The following is a 21162-nucleotide window of genomic DNA, read 5'->3' on the forward strand; positions in this document are numbered from 1 at the left end:
AGTCCTGCACCCGGCGTTGTCCCGCCGGCGGGACAACGCCGGCGGGACGGCACGTGAGTGCCGCCGGACAATGTCTTTCCGGCCCGCCGGGAATCGCTAGACTAGCGCCGACAAACGACCGGGAGGTGACTTTCCGGTGCGACCCTCCACCGCGCCACGCGGCATCATTCCTGCGGGATTGGCACAAGAACGCTTCTGGTACATCGACCAGCTGCTGCCGGGCACCGCCGTCCACAATCTCGCGTTCGCCGCCGACATCGACGGCGACCTAAACGTCGCGGCCGTCGAGCACGCCGTGCACACCATCGCCCGGCGGCACGAGATCCTTCGCACCCGCTTCGTGGTGCGCGACGGCACGCTGTGCCTCGGCGCGGTCGAGCAGACGGGCCCGGAACTGGCCGTCTCCGACTGCCCGACCGACGACCTCGATGCGGCCACCCGGACGCTGGCGACCGCGCCGTTCGGCTACGAGGCCGGGCCGATGGTGCGGACCGCGCTGTTGAAAGCCGCCGGTCCGGATGCCCCGGCGCGGCATCGCCTGGTGCTGGTGACGCATCACGCGATCTTCGACGGATGGTCGTTCGGCGTGTTCCTGGCCGAGTTCGGCGCCCTTTACCGGGCGCATGCCACCGGCACAGATCCCGAGCTGCCGCCGATCGATCGCCAGTACCGCGACTACGCCGCGGCGCAGCGCGAACGGCTGGCGTCGGACGGCTTCGCCGGCGACCTCGCCTACTGGAGTGGGGCGCTGGTCGGGCTCGCCGACACCGAGCCGGTTACGCTGCCGCCGGACCTGGCGCGGCCGGCCCGGCTCCGGTTCCGCGGCGGAACGCACCGCTTCCGGGTGGCCGCGGACGACCTCGCACGGCTTCGCACGGTCGCCGACCAGGAGTCCACCACCGCGTTCGTGACTTGCCTGGCCGCCCTGCAGGCGGTGCTGAGCCACCGCACCGGCCGCACCGACGTCGTCGTGGGCGCGCCCGTCGCCGGACGGCCGGACGCCGCGGCCGAACGGTTGATCGGTCCGTTCCTCAATGTGGTCGTGCTTCGCGGCGACGTCTCCGGTGACCCCACGTTCCGGCAGCTGCTGGTGCGCGGCCGAGCCGTTACCGGCGACGCGTTCGCGCACGCCGACCCGCCGCTGCAGTACGTCGCCGAGCGGCTCAGCGCCCGCCGCGGGCCGGCGGCGGCGCCGTTCCGCGTCGCACTCGCCCTGCAGAACACGCCCGCCACGGCGCTGGACCTCGGCGCCGGCCTGCGGCAGCGGCCCGTGCGCCTCGATCCGGAAACCGCGCAGAACGACCTGTCGCTGTTCCTCACGCCCACGGCGGACGGCATGGATGCGATGCTGGTCTACGACCGCGACCTGTTCCGCCCGGAGACCGTCGAAGCGTTCGCCGCCGACCTGCTCGACGTGCTACGGCGGGCCGGCCGGTCGCCCGACACCCCGGTCTCGCGGTGGCTTCGCCGGGCACCCTCGGCGGCCGGGCCCACACTGCCGGCGGTCCTCGACGGCCTGACCGGTCATGCCGGCCCGGGACCCGATGCCACCCTGGTGGCACGGTTCCGCCGGTGGGCCGCAGCGCAGCCCGAGCGGGACGCCCTGGTTCACCACGATCGGCGGGTCAGCTACGGCGAGCTGGACACGTCGAGCGACCGGATCGCCGACGCCCTGGTGGCCCACGGCGTGCCCGCCGGCGCGCCGGTGGCCCTGATCGCGGACAACCACCCGGCGGCCATCGCCGCGCTACTCGGCATTCTCAAGGCCGGCGCGGCATTCGCCTGCCTGGACCCGCGCCAGCCTCCGGCCCGGCACGCCGAGATCCTGGCCGACCTGGCGCCCGCCCTGCTGATCGTCGACGACCCGGAGCGCCGCACCGGCCCGGTCCCGGTCCTGGTGCTCGATGAGCTGATCCGTACCGGCCGGGCGGACCGCCCGGCGCAACGACCGATCGACCCGGAGACGCCGGCCTATGTCGCGTACACCTCGGGCTCCACCGGGCGTCCCAAGGGGATCCCGCACCGCCACCGGGACCTGGCGCAGTTCGTGGCCTGGCAGAGCGAGGCGTTCGAGATCGGACCGGGACTGCGGGTGGGTCAGCTCGCCTCGCTCACCTTCGACGTCGCCTACTGCGAGATCTTCGGGGCGCTCTGCCACGGCGCCACGCTCTGCCTGCGGCCGCCCGGCGCCACCGCCGACCCGGCGCTCCTGTCCGCCTGGCTGAGCAACGACCGGGTTCAGCTGCTCCAGGTCATCCCGCGGCTCTTCGACGAGATCCTCGCCGCGGCCGGCGCCGCCGGCCTGCCGGAGCTGCGCACCGTCATGTTCGTCGGCGAGGCGCTGCACACGGAGCGGGTCGATCGGGTACGGGGCTGCCTCGGCGATGACGTCCGGCTGGTCAACGTGTACGGACCCACCGAGGTCGTGGCCGCTACCTTCCACGTGGTGCCGGCGACGGCGGCCGGACCGCCGGATGCCGTGGTGCCGATCGGCCGTCCGATCCCCGGGCGGCACCTGGTGTTGCTCGACGAGACCGGCGTGCCCTGCCGGCCGGGCACGGTCGGCGAGATCTGCATCTTCAGCCCGTACCTGGCCGACGGTTACCATCGCGACGCGCGAGAGAGCGCCCGCCGGTTCGTGCCGAGCCCGCTGCCGGATCGCCCGGGCGTCATGTACCGGACCGGCGACCTGGGCCGCCTGCGCGGCGGCGCGCCACTTCTGGAGTTCGCCGGGCGGCTGGACAACCAGGTCAAGATCAACGGCATCCGCCTCGAGCTGGAGGAGGTCGAGGCCTCGGCCGTCGGCCACCCGCAGGTGCGCGAGTGCGCCGCCGCGGTGCGTACGGCCGGCGCCGGGCAGCGGCTCGTCGCGTACGTGACGACGGTCGACGGGTCGCCAGTGCCGGACCTCCGCGACCACCTGCGGCACAGCGTCCCGGCACACCTCGTGCCGGCCGAGGTGATCGTGCTGGCGGCGCTGCCCCGTACGGTCAGCGGAAAGATCGACCGGGGCGCCTTGCCGGCGCCGCCCACCCGGCCGGCGCCGGCCGGCCACGTCGCCCCCCGCACGTTCCTGGAACGAACCCTGGCGGCGCTGGTCGCCGAGGTGCTCGAAGTCGAGCAGGTCGGCGCGCACGACGACTTCTTCGACATCGGCGGCAACTCGCTGCAGGCGGCCCGCCTGGTCAACCGGGTACGCGACGAGCTCGGCCTCGACCTCGGGCTGCAGGCGCTGCTGGACGCGCCCACCGTGGCGGGAGCCGCAGCCGCCGTGCAGGCCGCCGCCGGCGACATCGACTACGACGAGCAACTCGCCGCCATCGAGCGCGAGCTCGACCGTATGACTGCCGACGAGCTTTCCACGCTCGTTCGTCAGCACCAGCCCTCGACCGAGAACCAGGGGAGCCATGACGACCGAGACAGTTGAGATCACGTTCGCCGACCACACCCTGGAGGACCTGCACGAGATCGCCACGGCCCGGCCGCGGCTCGCGCTCGCCGCGGACGTGGCCGAGAAGATCGCCGAGGGCGCTCGGTACATCGAGAAGATCCAGTTCCAGGACCGGCACATCTACGGCGTCAACACCGGCTTCGGCTCCCTCTGCGAGACTCGCATCGACCCGTCGGCCATGTCGGCGTTGCAGCACAAGCACCTGGTGTCGCACGCCTGCGGCATCGGCGAGGTGGTGCCCGAGCGGATCTCCCGCCTGGCCATGCTGGTCAAGCTGCTGACCTTCCGGGCCGGCTACTGCGGCATCTCGCTTGACGTGGTGGGGCGGCTGCTCGACCTCTGGAACGCCGGCGTCATCCCCGCGATCCCGCAGAAGGGCTCGGTCGGCGCCAGCGGCGACCTTGCACCCCTGGCCCACCTGGCGCTGCCCGTCATCGGTCTGGGCCGGGTGTACCGCGACGGCGAGCTCGTCGACGCGGCGCCGGTGCTCGCCGAGCTCGGCTGGAAGCCGATCACTCTGCGCCCCAAGGAGGGACTGGCGCTGACCAACGGCGTGCAGTACATCAACGCCATCGCCGCTGACTGCGTCGTGCGCGCCGGCCGGCTCGTCCGCACCGCCGACGTCGTGGCGGCCTTGAGCCTCCAGGCGTTCAGCTGCGCCGAGACGTTCTACGAAAGGATCCTGCACGAGACCTCGCGGCACCCCGAGCGCGGCGTGGTGGCGGCGAACCTGCGCACCATGGTCGAGGGCAGCAACCACTTCACCCTGCCGGGCAGCAACGTCGCCAAGGAGGACCCGTACTCGTTCCGCTGCGTGCCGCAGGTGCACGGCGCGGTGCGGCAGACGTACGGCTTCGCCCGCACCATCGTCGAGCGGGAATGCAACAGCGTCTCGGACAACCCGCTGTTCTTCCCCGAGCACGACCGCGTGATCCTCGGCGGCAACCTGCACGGCGAGTCCACGGCGTTCGCGCTGGACTTCCTCGCCATCGCGATGAGCGAGCTCGCCAACATCTCCGAGCGGCGCACCTACCAGCTGCTGTCCGGTCAGCACAACCTGCCGGACTACCTGGTTCCGGTGCCGGGACTGGACTCGGGCCTGATGATCCCGCAGTACACCTCGGCCGCCCTGGTCAACGAAAACAAGGTGCTGTGCACCCCGGCCAGCGTCGACACCATTCCCACCTGCCAGCTGCAGGAGGACCACGTCAGCATGGGCGGCACCAGCGCGTACAAGCTCATGCAGATCCTCGACAACTGCGAGTACGTGCTCGGCATCGAGCTGATCACCGCGGCGCAGGCCGTGGACCTCAACAAGGAGCTGCGGCTGGGTCCGGCCTCCCAGCGGGTCTACGACGAGTTCCGGTCGGTCGTCCCGTTCCTGGACGTCGACCGGCAGCAGTCGCTGGACATCGAGGCGGCCCGGACGCACGTCCGGGCGCAGAGCCCGGCCTGGGCCGCAGGACTCGCCTGATGCCGGCCGACCCGGCGCCGGAGGTTACGTCCCGGCGCGCGCTCGCCGAGGAGCTGCTGCGAGCCCGGCTGCGGCCCGGCGCGGATCGGGCGGCTGCCCCGGTCCGGCACCGGGACCCGGCGCCGCTCACGTACCCCCAGGAGCGGCTCTGGCTGCTGGAGCAGATGTATCCGGGGCGCGGCGCGTACTACGAGGTGTTCGCCGTACGGTTGGACGGGCCACTGGACGCCGGCCGGCTCGAGCGCGCACTCGCTGCGGTGGTTCGCCGGCACGAGGCGCTGCGGACCGCGATCCGCTGCCGCGACGGGCGGCCGGTGCAGGTGGTGACGGACGACGTCACCGTGCCGCTGGAGACCCAGTCGTTCCCGCAGCCCGGCGCGTCCGCCCGGGAGGAGGCCGCGCTCACCGCGGTGCGGACCCGCGCCGAGCGCCCCTTCGACCTCACGGTCGCACCGCTGATGCGCGCATACCTGGCCCGTCTGGACGCCGAGCGGCACATCCTGGCGCTGGTGATGCACCACATCGTCACCGACGGCTGGTCGCTGCGGATCCTGCTGGACGAGATGCTCGCGCACTACGTCGCCGAGGCCACCGGTGTGGCTCCGGCGCTGCCGGCGCTGCCGTTGCGGTACAGCGACTACGCGCACGAGCAGCGAGCCCGGCCGCCGGAGGAACGGTTCGCCGAAGGGCTCCGGTACTGGGCCGAGCACCTGCGCGGCGCACCCGGCGCGCTGCAACTGCCGACCGATCGTGACCATCCGGCCGTGCCGACGTACGCCGGCGGTGAGCATGTGTTCACCGTGCCGCCTCCGCTGGCAGCAGCCCTGCGGCAGCTGGCCCGCCGGGAACGGGCCACCCTCTTCACGGTGCTGCTCGGTGCCTACGCCACGCTGTTGTCCCGCCTCGGCGGCCAGGAGGACGTCGTCGTCGGCACGCCGGTGGCCAACCGGGAGTCCGCGGCCACCGAGCGCCTCGTCGGCCTGCTCATGAACACGATCGCGCTCCGCACGTCGCTGGCCGGCGAGCCCACGTTCCGGCAGCTGCTAAGGCGGGTGCGCGAGGTGGTGGCCGCCGGGCTGCAGCATGGCGACGTGCCGTTCGAGAAGGTGGTCGAGGCAGTCGGCACCGACCGCGAGGTCCTGCGCAATCCCCTGTTCCAAGCGATGTTCGTGCTGCACAACACCCCGTTCGCCAGCCCGGACCTGCCGGGCGTCACGGTTACCGCCCTGTCCGGGTTGACCGGCACCGCCAAGTTCGACCTGACGCTCGGCGTCGTCGAGGCGGGCGACGCGCTGGAGTGCCAGCTCGAGTTCAACGCGGACGTCTTCGACCCGGCGACCGCCGCCCGGCTGGCCGGCCACTACCGGTCGCTGCTGGCCGGCGCCGTGGCGGACCCCGACCGTACGATATGGGACCTCAACCTGCTCGATCCCGGGCAACGGGCGGCGATCGAGGCGGACTGGTACCAGCCTACGGCCGCCCCGGGGCCGGTCGCCTGCCTGCACGATGCCTTCGCCGCCCAGGCCACACGCACACCCGGGGCGCCGGCGGTCGTCGACGGCGCACGCCGGGTCACCTACGGTGAGCTCAAGTCGCGGGTGGACGCCCTGGCAGCCCGGTTGCGGCGGCACGGCGTGCGCCGCGGCACGCTGGTCGCCCTGCAACTCGAGCGCGGCCTGGAGCTGGTGACCGGCATTCTCGGCGTGCTGAACGCCGGCGGCGCCTACGTTCCGGTCGATCCCGGCGAACCGCCGGAGCGGCTGCACTACATCCTGGCGGAGACGAGCCCCGTGGTCCTGCTCGTCCGGCGGGTGCCGGACGCGGCGCCGCACCACGACGGCACCGTGATCCTGGCCGTCGACGGCGACACCACCGAGCCGGCCGTCGACGGTGACGCCACCGAGCCGGCCGAACCCGGGGACCTGGCCTACGTCATCTACACCTCGGGTTCGACGGGCCGGCCCAAGGGCGTGCCGATCGAGCATCGCAACGTGATCGGGCTGTTTCGCGCCGTCCGCGAACGGGTCCGGTTCGGCCCCGGTGACGTATGGACGATGTTCCACTCCTACACCTTCGACGTGTCCGTCTGGGAGCTGTTCGGCGCGCTGCTGCACGGCGGCACGCTGGTGATCGTGCCGCGGGAGGTGAGCCGCTCCCCCGAGGAGTTGCGCCGGCTCCTGGCCGAGCAGCGGGTGACCGTCCTCTGCCAGACACCGACCGCGTTCTACGGTCTCGCCGACGCCGACGCCGACGCCCGCGCGGACGGCGCCGCACTGGACGCCCTCCGCATGGTCGTCCTCGGCGGGGAACGGCTGGAGTTCGGGCGGTTGGCCGGCTGGTTCTCCCGGTACGGCGACGAAGTGCCGCGGGTCGTCAACGCGTACGGCCCGACGGAGGCCACCGTGTGGACGACCTGGCGCGACCTCACCGCGGCCGACACGGGCATCGCCCGCAGCCGCATCGGCAGGCCCCTGCCCGGGGCGGGAGTCCTCGTGGTCGACCACCGGCTGCGGCCGGTGCCACCCGGCGTGCCGGGGGAACTCGTGATCGGCGGACCCTCGCTGACCCGGGGCTACCTGAACCGGCCGGAGCTGACCGCCGAGCGGTTCGTCGTCGACCCGCTCGGTGGCGACCGCCGCGGCTACCGCACGGGGGACGTGGTGCGCCGGCTGGCCGACGGGGACCTGGAATACCTCGGCCGGACCGACTTCCAGGTGAAGATCCGCGGGCACCGGGTGGAACCCGGCGAGGTGGAGTCGGCGATGCGCGAACACTCCCAGGTCGCCGAGGCGGTCGTCGTCGCCGGGCCCGACCCGGCCGGCGGCGAGAGGCTCATCGGATACGTGGTGGCCGCCGGCGTCGCCGCACCCCCGGCCGGCGAACTGCGCGACTTCCTGCGCCGGCGTCTTCCCGCCTACATGGTGCCGTCGGCGTTCGTGGCGATCCCCGCCGTTCCGCTGACCACCAGTGGCAAGACGGACCGCCGGGCTTTGCCGCCGCCGCCCGGCGCGGAGACGGTGCGGACCGAGCCGTACGTCGCCCCGCGCACGCCGGCCGAGCGCGTCCTCGCGGCGATCTTCGCGGAGCTGCTCGGCGCCTCCCGAATCGGCATCGACGACAACTTCTTCGATCTGGGCGGCCACTCGGTGCTCGCGCTGCACCTGCACCAGCGGATGCGGGCGGAGGCGCTGCCCGTCGAGGTCATCAGCATCTTCCAACACCCGACTGTGCGCACCCTGGCCGGCCTGCTCGATCGTGAACCGGCGGGAGCGGCCGCGCTGGGCCGGGCCCGCGACCGGGGAGCCGAGCGCCGGGCCGCCCGGGCGGGGCGCGCGGTCGCCGGGCTGCCGACCGGCGGCACGATGAGCGAAGGGCGCGAACCATGACACCATTTCCCGGCGCCGACGACATACCGGTACCGGAGACCGCCGTCGCGATAGTGGGCATGGCCGGTCGGTTCCCGGGCGCCTCCTCGGTCGCGCAGCTCTGGCGCAACCTGTGCGACGGCGTCGAGAGCGTCACCTTCTTCACTCCCGAGCAGCTCGCCGCGGCGGGAGTGCCCGAGCAGGAGTACGCCGACCCGGCGTACGTGCCCGCCCGCGCCGTCGTCGAGGATGTCGAGCTGTTCGACGCGGAGTTCTTCGGGTACAGCGTGCGGGACGCGGAGATCCTCGACCCGCAGCAACGGCTGTTCCTGGAATGTGCCTGGCACGCGCTCGAGGACGCCGGGTACGACCCCGAGCGGTACGACGGCCACATCGGCGTGTTCGGCGGCTCGGCGATCAGCATGTACCTGCTGGGCCTGCTGGCGCACCCGGAGCTGGTGCGCACCGTCGGCGGGTACCGCCTGCTGCTCGCCAACGACAAGGACCATCTGACCACCCGGGTGGCGCACAAGCTCAACCTGCGCGGTCCGGCCGTGACCGTGCAGACCGCCTGCTCCACCTCGCTGGTCGCCGTGCACCTCGCCGTGGACTCGCTGCTCTCCCGTCAGTGCGACCTGGCCCTCGCCGGCGGGGTCACGCTCAGCCTGCCGCAGGTGGCCGGATACCGGTTCGAGGAGCAGGGCATCATGTCGCCGGACGGGCACTGCCGGCCGCTGGACGCCGCGGCCGCCGGCACCGTGCCCGGCAACGGCGCCGGAATCGTGGTTCTCAGGCGCCTGGCCGACGCGCTCGCCGACGGGGACACCGTGCACGCGCTGATCCTCGGCTCGGCGGTGAACAACGACGGCGGCCGGAAGGCCGGGTACACGGCGCCGAGCGCACAGGGCCAGGCCGAGGTGGTCGCCGAAGCCGTGGACGCGGCCGGCGTCAGCCCGCACAGCATCGGGTACGTCGAGGCGCACGGCACGGGCACCGGGCTCGGCGACCCGATCGAGGTGGCGGCCCTGGCCGAGGCCCTCGGCCGGGACGAGACGTCCGCGAGCTGCATCGTCGGCTCGGTGAAGTCGAACGTCGGCCACCTGGACGTGGCGGCCGGTGTCGTCGGCGTCATCAAGACGGCCCTGGCGCTGCGGCACGGCGTGCTGCCGCCGACGCTGCACTTCCGGGCGCCGAACCCACGCAGCCGGCTGAGCGAGGCCGGCTTCGTGGTGAACTCCGCCGTTCGCGACTGGCCGGCCGGCGACGGCCCGCGCCGGGCCGGGGTCAGCTCGTTCGGCATGGGCGGCACGAACGCCCACGTGATCCTGCAGGAGCCGCCCGCGCCGCCGCCACACGTCCCCGGCCGCACCCGGCACGTGCTGACCCTGTCGGCGACTAGCCCGGCGGCCCTGACCGAGCTGAGCGCCGTGCTCGCCCACCACCTGAGCGAGGAGCCGGGGGCGCCGCTTGCCGACGTCGCCTACACCACCCAGGTGGGCCGCCGGGTGCACCGCTACCGGCGGGCGGTGAGCGGTGCGGACGCGGCCGAGCTGTGCGCCGCGCTCAAGGCCCGGCCGTCTGCGGGCGACGGCACCGCTGGCGGTCAGGAGGTGGCTTTCCTCTTCCCCGGCCAGGGTTCCCAGCGCCGGGGCATGGCCGCAGTGCTGTACCGCGAGGAGCCGGTCTTCCGGGCCGCGGTCGATCGCTGCCTGCGATTCGTCCCGGCCGCGCTCGGCACCGGCCTGCGCATGGCGCTGCTGGACGACCCGGGCGCGCCGGACCTGCGCGACACCGCGCTCGCCCAGCCCGCGCTCTTCGTCGTCGAGTTCGCGCTGACCGAGCTCTGGGCGGCCTGGGGCGTACGGCCGGCGGCGATGATCGGCCACAGCGTCGGTGAATACGTCGCCGCCTGCGTGGCCGGCGTCTTCTCGCTGGAGGACGCCCTGGCGGTGGTCACCGCTCGCGGCCGGCTGGTGAGCGGCGTGCCGGCCGCCGCGATGCTGAGCACCGGCTGCTCCGAGGACGAGCTGGCCGAGCTGATCGACGGCATCGGCCGGCCCGGCGTCGCCGCCGAGGTTTCGGTGGCGGCGATCAACGGACCCCGCCTCACCGTGCTTTCCGGAACGAGCGAAGCGATCACGGCCGTCGAAGGGCAGGCGGCCGCCCGGGGTGTCCCGGCCCGGCGCCTGTTCGTCTCGCACGCGTTCCACTCCTGGCTGCTCGATCCGGTGCTGGCCGAGTTCGAGGCGGTGGTGGCGGGCGTGCGGCGGAACGCGCCGCGGATCCCCTACCTGTCCAACGTGACCGGCCGCTGGATCACGGCCGACGAGGCGACCAGCCCTCAGTACTGGGCCGCCCACCTGCGCGGCACGGTGCGCTTCGCCGACGGCGTACGGAATCTGCTGGCCGGCGGTCCGCGGGTGCTGCTGGAGGTGGGGCCCGGATCCGGGCTGGCCGGCCCGGCGGTCGTGTCGGGCGGGACGGACCGGCCGGTGCTGATCAGCACCCTGCCGGCCACCGGTCCCGGCGGGCTCGCCGGTGCGGCCGTGCCCGACGCGGCCGGCGGACTCTGGGCCGCCGGTGTCGACATCGACTGGTCCGCATACCACGACGGCCCCGGGCGCCGGCGGGTGCCGCTGCCCGGCTATCCGTTCCAGCGCCGCCGGCTGTGGATCGACGGGGGCCCCGGCCTCGGCGGCTACCGCGCCGCCGGCAGCGAGGCGCCCACCCGGGCGCCGGCACAGGCGCCCGCCGGCCCGGACGGCGATCCCGCCGCCACCGACGTGGAACGGGTGCTGCTCGGCCTCTGGACCGAGATGCTCGGCGAGCAGCCGATCGGGCTGCACGACGAGTTCCTCACGCTGGGCGGCCACTCGTTGCTCGCGACGCAGCTCACCACGCGGATCCGGGAGACCTTCGACGTTCCGCTGACCATCGAGCAGCTCTTCGAGCTGCGCACCGTCGCACGGATCGGCGACCACATCGAAAACCTGCTCCTCGAAAGGCTGGCGGCGCTGGACGACGACGAGGTGGAGCGTCTGGTGTCCGAGGAGGCGCTGTGATCGCTCTGCGCGACGAGCAGCGGGTCTTCGAGCACGAGCTGCGCGAGTTCTTCGCCACTTCGGAGATGGCTGCGGCGGTCGCGGCGGCCGCGGTCGCCGGCCCGGGCGCAGGGGAGCCGCTGCATCTTGTGCACCGGCTGCTGGGCCGGCGGGGCTGGCTCGCCGCGGGTTGGCCGGTGCGGTACGGCGGCGCCGGCCGGGGCCCCGTCGAGGCGGCGCTGGTGCACCGCGAGCTGGTCCGCCACGGCGTGCCCGACCTGCTGTTCGTGGTGTCCATCTGCTATGTGGGCAACCTGCTGCTGGCGGCCGCCGGCGAGGTCGTGCGCGAGGCGTTCCTACCGCGCCTGGCTCGCGGCGAGCTCACCTCGTGCACGCTGTACAGCGAGCCGTCGACCGGGTCCGACCTCGCGTCGCTGAGCTGCCGGGCCGAGGAGGTACCGGGCGGCTTCCGGCTCTCCGGAACCAAGGTGTACAGCCAGGCGACCGAGCACGCCGGGTACGGCGTGGTCGCGGCGCGCACCGCGGGCCCTGCGGACGCGCCGCACGACGGGATCACGCTGTTCTGGATGCCGCTGGACGCGTCCGGCGTGACCGTGCGCACCACGCCGTGCCTCTCGGCGAACCCGTTCAGCCGGGTGACGCTGGACGGCGTCGAGGTGTCCGCCGACAACGTGATCGGCACGGTCGGCGAGGGCTGGCCGTTGCTCAACGAGGCACTGTCGATGGAGCGCACCGGCCTGGAGGCTCACCTCAAGGTGCGCCGCTGGCTCGACGACATCGCTGCGCATGCCCGGACCGGCGGCGCGGGCTCCGACCCGGCCGTGGCGCAGGCGCTCGCCGCGCTCGAGAGCGAGGTCTCGGCCGGCGGGGAGCTGGCCTGGGAGATGATCGGCAAGCAGGCGCAGGGGCGCCTCGACGGCGTAGGCGCGGCCATGTCCAAGTGGTACAACACCGAGGTCGGCCGGCCGTTGGCTCGGCTCGCCCTCGACGTGGGCCTGCCGGACGCCGGTTCGTTGCTGGGCGAGGCGCCCGGCCTCACCCTCTCCGCGGGCACCTCCGAGATCATGCTGTACGCGATCGCGGGCGGCCACCTGCGGGTACAGATTCCCGATGCGGCCGCCGAACCGCTCGACGACCCTGACGCCCGGCTGCGCCGGAGGCTGCGGCGCTTCGTGGAGGCCACCTTCCCCGGCCCCCTGCTGGCCGCCGGTGACGATCCCATCCGTACCGAGCCGGTGGACGGCAGCCCCGGACCGGACGAGGTCTGGCGGGCACTGGTCGACAGTGGCACGGCGGGCCTGACCCTGCCCCGGGCCGCCGGTGGCTCCGCCGCGGGACTGGCCGACTCCGTGGTGCTGATGCACGAGCTGGGCCGGCTGCTGATCGCCGGACCGCTGGCGCCCACGCTCGCCGTCGCGGAGCAGGACGGGCCGGCGGCGGGCGACCTGACCCGGACGGTGGCGGTCGCGCCGCCGGCCGTCGGCCACCACCGGCCGGCGCTGGCCGACGGCCGGCTGACGGGTGACGCCGGGCCCGTCGTCGGCGCTGAGCAGGCCGACCGGCTGCTGGTGCTCGCCTCGGCGCCGGCCGGGCCGGCGCTGGTGGTGGTCGACCGGGACGCGGACGGCGTAAAGATCGTCTCGCGCGGGGAACTCCGGATTGCCGAAGTCGGCTTCGCCGACGCGGCGGTGCCCCAGCAGAACGTGGTGTGTGCGGCCGGGTCGCCGGCGTACTGGCGCCTGCTCGACCGCCTGTACCTGCGGCAGAGCGGGTACCTGCTGGGCCTGGCGGGGCACGCGTTCGAGCTGACCCTGCGGTACGCCAAGGGCCGCCGCCAGTTCGGTCGTCCCGTGGCGACGTTCCAGCACGTGTCGTTCCGGCTCGCGGCCCTGGCGACCCGCCTGCACGCTGCGGGCCGTCTGGTGCGCGCCCTGGCGGTCACGCACGACGCGGGCGGGGCCGCCGGGAGCGCGGCCGCCCTCGCCCTGGTGTCGGAGCTCGCCCGGGACGTGACCGCGGAGGGGGTTCAACTGCACGGCGCGTACGGCTACACGCTCGCCGCACCGGTGGCCCGGTATTACCGCCGGGCGGCCGTGGAGACGATCCGCTACGGCACCCCGGCCGCGCTGCGTGCGCAGGCCGCAGCGCGGCTACCGGTCTGACGTCACCAGGGTGGACCGGGCCGCGGCGACCACCGCCTCCGCCGTGATGCCGGCCTGCTCCAGCAGGTGTGCGTGGTCGCCGATCAGGGTGAAGAACCGGTCCGGTGCGCCGATCCGGCGCACCGGCCGCGGGTCGGTCGCGCTCAGCCACTCGGCCACCGCCGAGCCCAGACCACCGCTCATCCAATGCTCCTCGACCGTCACCACTACCCTGGCCGCCCGCGCCGCCCGGCTCAGGGTCGCGGTGTCCAGCGGCTTGACCGTGTGCATGTCGAGCACGGTCACTCCGGCGCCGGCCGCCGCCAGCGTGTCGGCCGCCGCGAGGGCCGCACACACCGGCCGCGGGCCGCACGCGACGATGAGCACCTCGCCGCCGAGCGGGCGCAGCACCCGGCAGCTCCCCCAGCGCACCGGCCCCTTCCCGCCGGGCAGTGGCGGGGTGGCGTCGCGCCCGAGCCGCAGATAGCTCGGGCCGTCAAGGGCCGGCGCCCGGCGCAGCAGGGCGAGCGCGGCGTCCGTGTCGGCCGGCACCGCTACACGCATGCCCGGCAGCATGCGCATGATCGCCACGTCCTCCAGCGCGTGGTGAGTGGGACCCAGCGACGCCGCGGACAGGCCGGCGTGGGAGGCCACGATGTGCACCGGCAGGCCGGCGTACGCGAGGTCCACCTTCACCGCCTCCAGGGCGCGGGTCGCCGCGAACGTGGCCATGGTGTGCACGAACGGGATCAGCCCGGTGCGGGCCAGCCCCGCGGCCACCCCCATCATGTTCTGCTCGGCTATGCCGAGGTTGAGGTAACGCGCCGCGGCCGGGCCGAAGTCCACCCGGGCGAAGGCCCCCGTGTCACTGTCGAGACAGACCACCCGGTCGTCGGCGCGCATCAGGTCGGCCAGCTGGTGTGCGCACGCCTCTCGGGCCGTCCGGCCGCCGGCAGCGGCGGTCACGACGGATCCCGCGGTTCCGCCAGGTCGAGCGTGGACATGGCGCGTCGCAGCTGCGCCCCACCCAGCCGCGCGAAGTGGCTGTGCACCTTGTTCTCCACGTAGGGCAGGCCCTTTCCCTTGATCGTGGCGGCAAGCACCACGGTGGGCCGACCCGGCGTGGTGGAGCCCAGCACCGCGCGCAGGCTCGCCGGATCGTGCCCGTCCGCCGTGACCACCCGCCAGCCGAAGCTCTCCCACTTGCCGGCCAGCGGTTCCAGACCCACCACCGACTCGGTAGCTCCGGTGATTTGCAGGCCGTTGCGGTCGACCACGGCGGTCAGCCGGTCCAGGCCGTAGCCGCCGGCGGCCATGGCCGCCTCCCACACCGAGCCCTCCTGCAGCTCCCCGTCGCCCAGGATCACGAAGCAGCGGCGGGCCGAGCCGGTCAGCCGCAGGCCGAGCGCGACGCCCACGCCCAGCGGCAGGCCGTGGCCGAGCGCACCGGTGGGCGCCTCGATGCCGGGCACGCCGGGGGGCGGATGCGCCATCAGCCGGCTTCCGGGCAGCCCGTACGAATCCACCAGCGCCTCGGGCAGGAACCCGCACTCGGCGAGCACCGCGTACAGTCCGATCGCCCCGTGGCCCTTGCTGAGCAGCAACACGTCCCGGTCCGGTCCGCCGGGCCGCGCCGGGTCGACCAGCATGACTTCGCGGTACAGGACGAGCAGGATCTCGACGAGCGACATCGAGCCGCCCAGATGGCCGCCGGACGGCGACGCGCACATCGCCACGATTCGCCGCCGCACCCGCAGGGCGGCGGCGGCGAAGTCCGTCGCGGCGGTCACGGCCGGTGTCCCGCGGCCAGCCGCTCGCCGAGCCGGTCGAGCGCATTGATGAGCACCGCGATGGCACGCAGATAGTCGTCCAGCGGTAGATGCTCGTCGCCACTGTGATCCAGCCGGCTGTCGCCCGGCCCGTAGCAGGCCATCGGCACCGACCAGTAGCCGGCGAGCGTGTTCATGTCAGAGGTGGCCGTCTTGACCTTCAGCGTCGGCCGTGTGCCCTGCCCGCCGATGGCGCCGCTCAGGGCGCGTACCACCGGGTCGCGGCGGCCGACCCGGCACGCCGGCACCGAACTCACCAGCGTGATCTCTCCCTCGGGCAGCCGGTCGCGGAGCACGGCGAGCAGGTCGTCCGGGTCGAAGCCGAGCGGGCTGCGCACGCTGAACACCGCCTCGGCGACGTCGAGATCGCCGCGGATATCGTGCAGCCTGGTGCCCGGCAGGTCGAAGGCGGCGTGGCTGAGCCGGGGGCCAACCGCGTCCTGGAAGGTCCGCCACGCCGCCGCGGTGAGCTCGGCCGCCCGCGGGGTGGGCCGGGTGGAATGGCCGGGCGCGCACCGCACCCGGTAGTGGAAGTCCGTCCGCCCCTTGTAGCCGAGCACCACCGAGGACCAGCCGCTGGGCTCGCCGATCAACAGCGCGTCCGGCGCCGGGTAGGTCCGCCCGAGATGGTGTGCCCCACGGGAGCTGGGCACCTCCTCCTCGACGGCGCCGGCCACCACCAGGCGGCCCGGAAACCGGCTCGCCGCGGCCGCGCAGACCATGGCGGCGAGCGCACCCTTGGCGTCGACCGAGCCGCGCCCGTACAGCCGGCCGTCGCGCACCGCCACCGGAAGGGTGGCGCCCTCGGTGTCGAGGTGGCCGACGAGCATCACCGTCGGGCCGCCTGGCGGCCCGATCTCGCCGACCGCGTTGCCGGCCGCGTCCACCCGCGCCTGGTAGCGACGCGCGGTCATCTCAGCGACCAGGAGCCGGGCGAGGCCGCGCTCGCCGCCCGAGGGCGAGGGCGTCTCCACCATCCGGCGCAGCAGCCCGACGGGATCCATGGCGCTCACCGCGCCGCCGCGAACAGCACCGGCACGATCCGGCTGCCGGCGCCGGCGAGGGCTGCGGTGACCGGCGCCGGGACGCGGGCGTCGGCTATCTGCACCGACGGGATCCCCGCCTCGACCGCCGAGCGGGCGGCCAGCAGCTTCACCGCCATCCCGTCGGTGGCGCCCGGCGGCGGCGGGCCCGCGCCGACCGGTACGACGCGGCGCAGCGTGCTCTCGTCGGCCGCGTCGGCGAGCACCCCGGGCGCGCCGGTGAGCAGCACCAGGGCACTGGCCCGCAAGGCCACCGCGATGGCCGCGGCGGCCCGGTCGGCGTTGACGTTCAGCGGCTGGCCGTCCTCGCCCAGGGCCGGCGGCGACACCACCGGCACATAACCGGCGTGCACCAGATGCGTGAGCAACTCGGGCCGGGCACCGACCAGCCGGCCGGCGTGGTCGTCGCGCACCACGACTCTCCGTCCGTCCAGGATTGCCCGATGCGCCGCCACCCGCCGGGCCCGCAGCAGGCCCGCGTCGAGGCCGGTCAGGCCCACCGCCGGCACACCCGCGCGCAGGAGGCCCACCAGCAGGCGTGGCTTCGCCGCCCCGGCCAGGGCGAGCACGGTCACTTCCAGGGTGGCCGCGTCCGTGTACCGGCCGACCGACCCGTCCGGCGCCAGCAGTTGCCGCTGCGGCACCCCGAGCCGGCCCGCCAGCCCGGCGATGTCGACGGATCCGCCGTGCACGAGCACCACCCGCCGGCCGGCCCCGGTCAGGGCGCCGACGTCGGCACAGATCGCGGCCACGTCCGCCGTGCCGTTACCGGCGCACTTGACCACCACGATGTCCGGCATGGCCCTCCCTCAGTTCGGATGCAGACCGGTGAACTCCAGCCCACGCATCTCCGGCAGCCCGAAGCGGATGTTCATGCACTGCACCGCGTTGCCGGCGCCGCCCTTGACCAGGTTGTCCAGGGCCGCGACGAACATTCCGGTACGCCGCGGCTCGTCGACGGCGAAGCCGACGTCGCAGAAGTTGGAACCGGTCAGCAGCTTCGGCTCCGGGAGCCGGTACAGCCCCCGCCGCTCGGCCACCACCCGGACGAACGGCTCGTCGGCGTAACGGGTGCGGTACGCGGCTCGCACGGCTTGCAGGTCGACGCCGTCGACCAGCGCGGCCCGGCACACCACCTGAACCCCGCGCACCGCCTCGACCCCGGTCACCGTCATCCGCACCGGGCAGCCGATCGCCTGCTCGATCTCCGCCTCGTGCCGGTGCCCGAACGGCGCGACGACCCGGATCGCCCCGGAACGCTCGGCGTGCACATTGGCCTCGCTCGGCAGCCGGCCCGAGCCGCTCGATCCGGTGCGGGCGTCGACCCAGACCTCACCGGCGACCAGGCCGGCCCGCAGCACCGGATGGAGCGCGAGGATCCCGGCGGTCGCCATGCATCCCGGCACGCTGATTCGGGCGGCGTCGACCAGCTGCTTGCGGTGCGTCTCGGGCAGCCCGGTGACGAATTCGGCGAGCAGGTCCGGACGCAGCTGCGGCTCCCCGTAGTAGTGGGCGTACTGCAGCGGATCGGCGAGGCGGAAGTCCCCGGACAGGTCGATCGCCGTGGTGCCCGCGCGGAGCAGGGCCGGCAGCTCCCGCATGGCACGGCGATGACCCCACGCGCCGAACAGAACCTCGCAGCGGTCCGGGTCGGCCGCACCGGCGAAGATCAGGTCGGTCACGCCGCGCAGGTTGGGGTGCACTCCGTCCACCCGCCGGCCGGCCGAGCCGGCCGACACGGCTGCGGTGACGTCGACGTCCGGGTGCCCGAGCAGCAGCCGCAGCAGCTCGCCGCCGATGTAGCCGGCCGCACCGACGACCGTGGCCCGGATCACGCCCCGACCTGCCGCATCAGGTGGTCGGCGATGCACTCGGCTACGTTCACCCGGTCGGCGTGCGCGGCCTGGAAGCCGGCGAACTCCACGCGGTGGTTCACCTCGATGATTCGCAGCTCGCCGGCGGCGTCCTCGATCAGGTCGACGCCGGCGATCTCGGCGCCGACCGCCTCCGCAGCCGCGACGGAGAGCTCGGCCACGTCGCTGGTGAGGGCGCAGCGCACGCTCGTGGCGCCGGTCGCCACGTTGGCCCGCCAGCCCTGCGCCTGCCGCCAGGTCACCCCGAGCGCCTGGTCGCCGACCACGACCACACGCAGGTCCCGTTTCGCGTCGGCGATGAACTGCTGCACGTAGACCAGCCGGGCCAGCGGCGCTGGCAGGGCGGCCACGTAGTCCAGCACCGTGACAGCGGTAGCGCGGTCCGGCAGCAGGCTGACCAGCCGGCCCCAGGACCCGACCAGCGGCTTGATCACCGCCGGGTAGCCGATCTCGTCCAGGGCCGCCAGCGCGGCCGCCGGCGTGAGGGCGAGCGCCGTGCGGGCCGTGGGCAGGCTCCGCTCGTCCAGGGCGAGCGAGGTGAGCCACTTGTCGCCGCAGGTCGCGGCGGTGGCCGCAGTGTTCACCACGAGGATTCCCCAGGCCTCGAGGCAGCGGGCCGCGTACACCGCCCGGGTCAGGCTGATCTCCCGGTTCAGCACGAGCGACCACGGGGCGGGTACGCCGTCGATCGGGAAGTAGAGCGCGGCGGCATCGACGGGCGCGGCCTCGATACCGCGACGGCGCAGCGCGGTCAGGATGTCCCGCTCCTCGGCCCGGATCCGGGCCGCGAGCAGGCCGACGCGGGGTCCGCCGGCGACGTCGTCACCGGTCACGGCCGGCCCGCCGTCGCGATCGGCCCGGTCGGGCAGTGCCGGCGCAGCCGCCGGTAGACCGGTGTGTGGTGGTCGAGGTAAGCCCGTAGGTGGGGGACGTCATCCAGCGCTACCCCGTGGCGCGGCGACCGGTTCTCGAACCCGGTGGTGCGCGCGACGTCGAGGTGCCACCGCCCGGTGGCGCGCCATTCCGGCCGGTCGCCCGCGGCCCAGGACATCGCCGCGGGTACGAACGCGATGCCGGCGTCCGCACAATAGCGTGCGGCCGTGCCGCTTGGGTCGGCCACCAGGTCGGCGGCGTCGATCACCAGCGGCGTACGGCCGGTCAGCTCCCGCACCCGCAGGAAGAGCCGCTCCAGGTGATCGAAGCCGATCTGGTCGCGGCGCACCCGCGGATTCACCGCGTAGTACGACGGAATGGTCTCGGCCGGGTCCCGGACGAGAAACGCGCTGTGCGCCCGCGACCGGAGGAATTCCGGATCGGCCAGCACCACCGGGTACTCCTCGTCGGTGGTGTCCTTGACGAACACCCGCCGATGCGGCGGCAGCGCGGTCAGGGCGTCGATCACCGCTTGCTCGGTGCAAACCCTGCGCCCGGCGACCTCCGCGGCGCCGTGCTCGGCGAGGGTGGAGAACGGCTCGTGGACCGCGACGACGTCACCACGCTGGATCATCATCCTGAAGAAGGCCGTCGAGCGAGCCCGCGGCACGCTCCACAGCAGCAGTATTTTCCCGGCGGCCGCGATCATTCCGGCTCCCTCTCCTCGTTGGTCTCAGTGCCCGAGCGGGTCGGTGTGCGCGAGCGACGGGACCGGCGCGTCCGTCCGCGACGAGCGGGCCATCGCCACAAGCACGTCGCGGTTGGCCCACAGCTTCTCGAACGCGTCGGCGAACCGCCGCAGCAGCGCGCCCGTGCCGGGATTGAGCTGGGCGCGCTGGATGACGAACGAGTCGTCCACGACCGCCCGGCACACGCTCACGTCCGTGGCCCGATGCGCGACCCCGCCGTCGCGGAAGACCGGCTGCTCGGGCAGCGGCACGGACTGGTACCGCGAGACCGGCACGCCTTCGCCGCGCAACACCCGGGTCGCCGCGGGCCGCAACGCCGGCGCGTACTCGCCGGGAAGGCCGAACGCCTCGGCACGCACCCGGAACCGCAGGATGTGCCATCCGTGCTCACGATCCTCGGGGCATACCGGCACGGTGAAGCCCGGCAGCGCCGCCACCCGGTCCAGGAACGGCCGGACGGCGCGGTCGCGCGCCCGGCTCGCCTCGTCGAGCCGGGCGAGCTGACGGCGGGTGAACGCGGCCTGGATCGCGCCGAGCTTGGCGTTCCATCCGATGCTCCGGGAGAGGTAGGGCCGCTCGCCGCGGGCCGGGATGTCCTCGCCGAACTGCCGCATCCGGCCGACCTGCGCCGCCAGCTCGTCGTCGTCGGTGGTGACGAGGCCGCCCTCGCCACACGTCGGCAGGTTCTTGGAGGCGTTGAGGCTGAACGCTCCCAGCGTGCCGATTGAGCCGGTCACCCGGCCGCGGTAGGCGACGCCGTGCGACTGTGCGGCATCCTCCACCACGGCCAGGCCGTGCCGCCGGGCGAACGCACAGATCTCGTCCATCTCGGCGGGCAGGCCGTGCAGGTGCACGGGCAGCACGGCGGCGGTTCTCGCCGACCGCGCCGCCGCCAGCGCGTGCGGTGCGAGGTTGAAGGTGACCGGGTCGATGTCGGCGAAGACCGGCACGGCGCCTAGGTGCGCCACCGCGAGAGCGCTGCCGACGAAGCTGAGGGCCGGGACGATGACCTCGTCGCCCGCCGCCACACCGGCCGCGCAGAGCGCGAGGGACAGCGCCACGGTGCCGTTGGCCACGGCGAGGCAGTGCGCTGTGCCGACCCGGCCGGCCCACTCCCGTTCCAAAGCCGGTATCTCCTGTTCCCCGGCGGCGACGCCGGTGAACCGGCCGGAGCGCAGCACCTCGGCCACCGCCGCGCGCTCGGCATTGGTCACCACCGGCCACTCGGGCGCCGGCGTGCCGGCCGGCACCGCCGGCTCACCGCCGAGCATGGCAAGTCTGGACACGACATCCACTCTCCG

General features: G+C 74.0%; 13 protein-coding genes. 5 read left to right on the forward strand and 8 right to left on the reverse strand.

What is annotated here, in order from left to right; translation table 11 throughout:
• The first annotated feature begins 136 nt into the window (after positions 1-136).
• Genes ABNF97_RS23730 through ABNF97_RS23750 form a run of 5 tightly spaced genes read left to right on the forward strand, consistent with a single transcriptional unit; the run spans position 137 to position 13514 of the window.
• A complete protein-coding gene (locus tag ABNF97_RS23730) occupies positions 137-3427 on the forward strand; it encodes a non-ribosomal peptide synthetase (protein WP_349339836.1) in 3291 nt (1096 codons plus the stop codon).
• Positions 3408-4925 (forward strand): histidine ammonia-lyase, encoded by a 1518-nt coding sequence (gene hutH / locus ABNF97_RS23735; RefSeq protein ID WP_349339837.1) that lies wholly within the window; start codon positions 3408-3410, stop codon positions 4923-4925. The genes ABNF97_RS23730 and hutH overlap by 20 nt, the downstream gene beginning before the upstream one ends.
• Positions 4925-8311 carry a non-ribosomal peptide synthetase gene (locus ABNF97_RS23740; RefSeq protein WP_349339838.1) on the forward strand — a complete coding sequence of 1129 codons (3387 nt, stop codon included), beginning with the start codon at positions 4925-4927 and terminating at the stop codon, positions 8309-8311. Before hutH ends, ABNF97_RS23740 begins: the two co-directional genes overlap by 1 nt.
• Positions 8308-11352, forward strand: a complete 3045-nt coding sequence (locus tag ABNF97_RS23745; RefSeq protein ID WP_349339839.1) for a type I polyketide synthase — start codon at positions 8308-8310, stop codon at positions 11350-11352. Before ABNF97_RS23740 ends, ABNF97_RS23745 begins: the two co-directional genes overlap by 4 nt.
• Complete coding sequence (locus ABNF97_RS23750) at positions 11349-13514, forward strand: acyl-CoA dehydrogenase family protein (protein ID WP_349339840.1); 2166 nt, start codon at positions 11349-11351, stop codon at positions 13512-13514. The genes ABNF97_RS23745 and ABNF97_RS23750 overlap by 4 nt, the downstream gene beginning before the upstream one ends.
• Here ABNF97_RS23750 and ABNF97_RS23755 read toward each other — a convergent pair.
• Genes ABNF97_RS23755 through ABNF97_RS23790 form a run of 8 tightly spaced genes read right to left on the reverse strand, consistent with a single transcriptional unit; the run spans position 13503 to position 21147 of the window.
• Positions 13503-14459 (reverse strand): transketolase family protein, encoded by a 957-nt coding sequence (locus tag ABNF97_RS23755; RefSeq protein WP_349339841.1) that lies wholly within the window; start codon positions 14457-14459, stop codon positions 13503-13505. The two genes, ABNF97_RS23750 and ABNF97_RS23755, sit on opposite strands and share 12 nt — an antisense overlap.
• A complete protein-coding gene (locus ABNF97_RS23760) occupies positions 14456-15283 on the reverse strand; it encodes a transketolase (protein ID WP_349339842.1) in 828 nt (275 codons plus the stop codon). The genes ABNF97_RS23755 and ABNF97_RS23760 overlap by 4 nt, the downstream gene beginning before the upstream one ends.
• Complete coding sequence (locus ABNF97_RS23765) at positions 15280-16326, reverse strand: M20/M25/M40 family metallo-hydrolase (RefSeq protein WP_349339843.1); 1047 nt, start codon at positions 16324-16326, stop codon at positions 15280-15282. Before ABNF97_RS23765 ends, ABNF97_RS23760 begins: the two co-directional genes overlap by 4 nt.
• A gap of 5 nt (positions 16327-16331) precedes the next feature.
• Complete coding sequence (gene argB / locus ABNF97_RS23770; protein ID WP_130462480.1) at positions 16332-17165, reverse strand: acetylglutamate kinase; 834 nt, start codon at positions 17163-17165, stop codon at positions 16332-16334.
• A gap of 9 nt (positions 17166-17174) precedes the next feature.
• On the reverse strand, positions 17175-18200 hold the full coding sequence (argC, locus tag ABNF97_RS23775) for an N-acetyl-gamma-glutamyl-phosphate reductase (RefSeq protein ID WP_349339844.1): 1026 nt from the start codon (positions 18198-18200) through the stop codon (positions 17175-17177).
• Positions 18197-19072 (reverse strand): RimK family alpha-L-glutamate ligase, encoded by an 876-nt coding sequence (locus ABNF97_RS23780; RefSeq protein WP_349339845.1) that lies wholly within the window; start codon positions 19070-19072, stop codon positions 18197-18199. Before ABNF97_RS23780 ends, argC begins: the two co-directional genes overlap by 4 nt.
• Positions 19069-19821, reverse strand: coding sequence for a sulfotransferase-like domain-containing protein (locus tag ABNF97_RS23785; RefSeq protein ID WP_349339846.1), 753 nt, complete (start codon positions 19819-19821; stop codon positions 19069-19071). Before ABNF97_RS23785 ends, ABNF97_RS23780 begins: the two co-directional genes overlap by 4 nt.
• A 24-nt stretch (positions 19822-19845) precedes the next feature.
• Positions 19846-21147: a DegT/DnrJ/EryC1/StrS family aminotransferase gene (locus tag ABNF97_RS23790; protein ID WP_349339847.1), complete on the reverse strand. Its 1302-nt coding sequence runs from the start codon at positions 21145-21147 to the stop codon at positions 19846-19848.
• Between the last annotated feature and the right edge of the window lie 15 nt (positions 21148-21162).

It is taken from the genome of Plantactinospora sp. B6F1 (genome assembly GCF_040120695.1).
Taxonomy (GTDB): domain Bacteria; phylum Actinomycetota; class Actinomycetes; order Mycobacteriales; family Micromonosporaceae; genus Plantactinospora.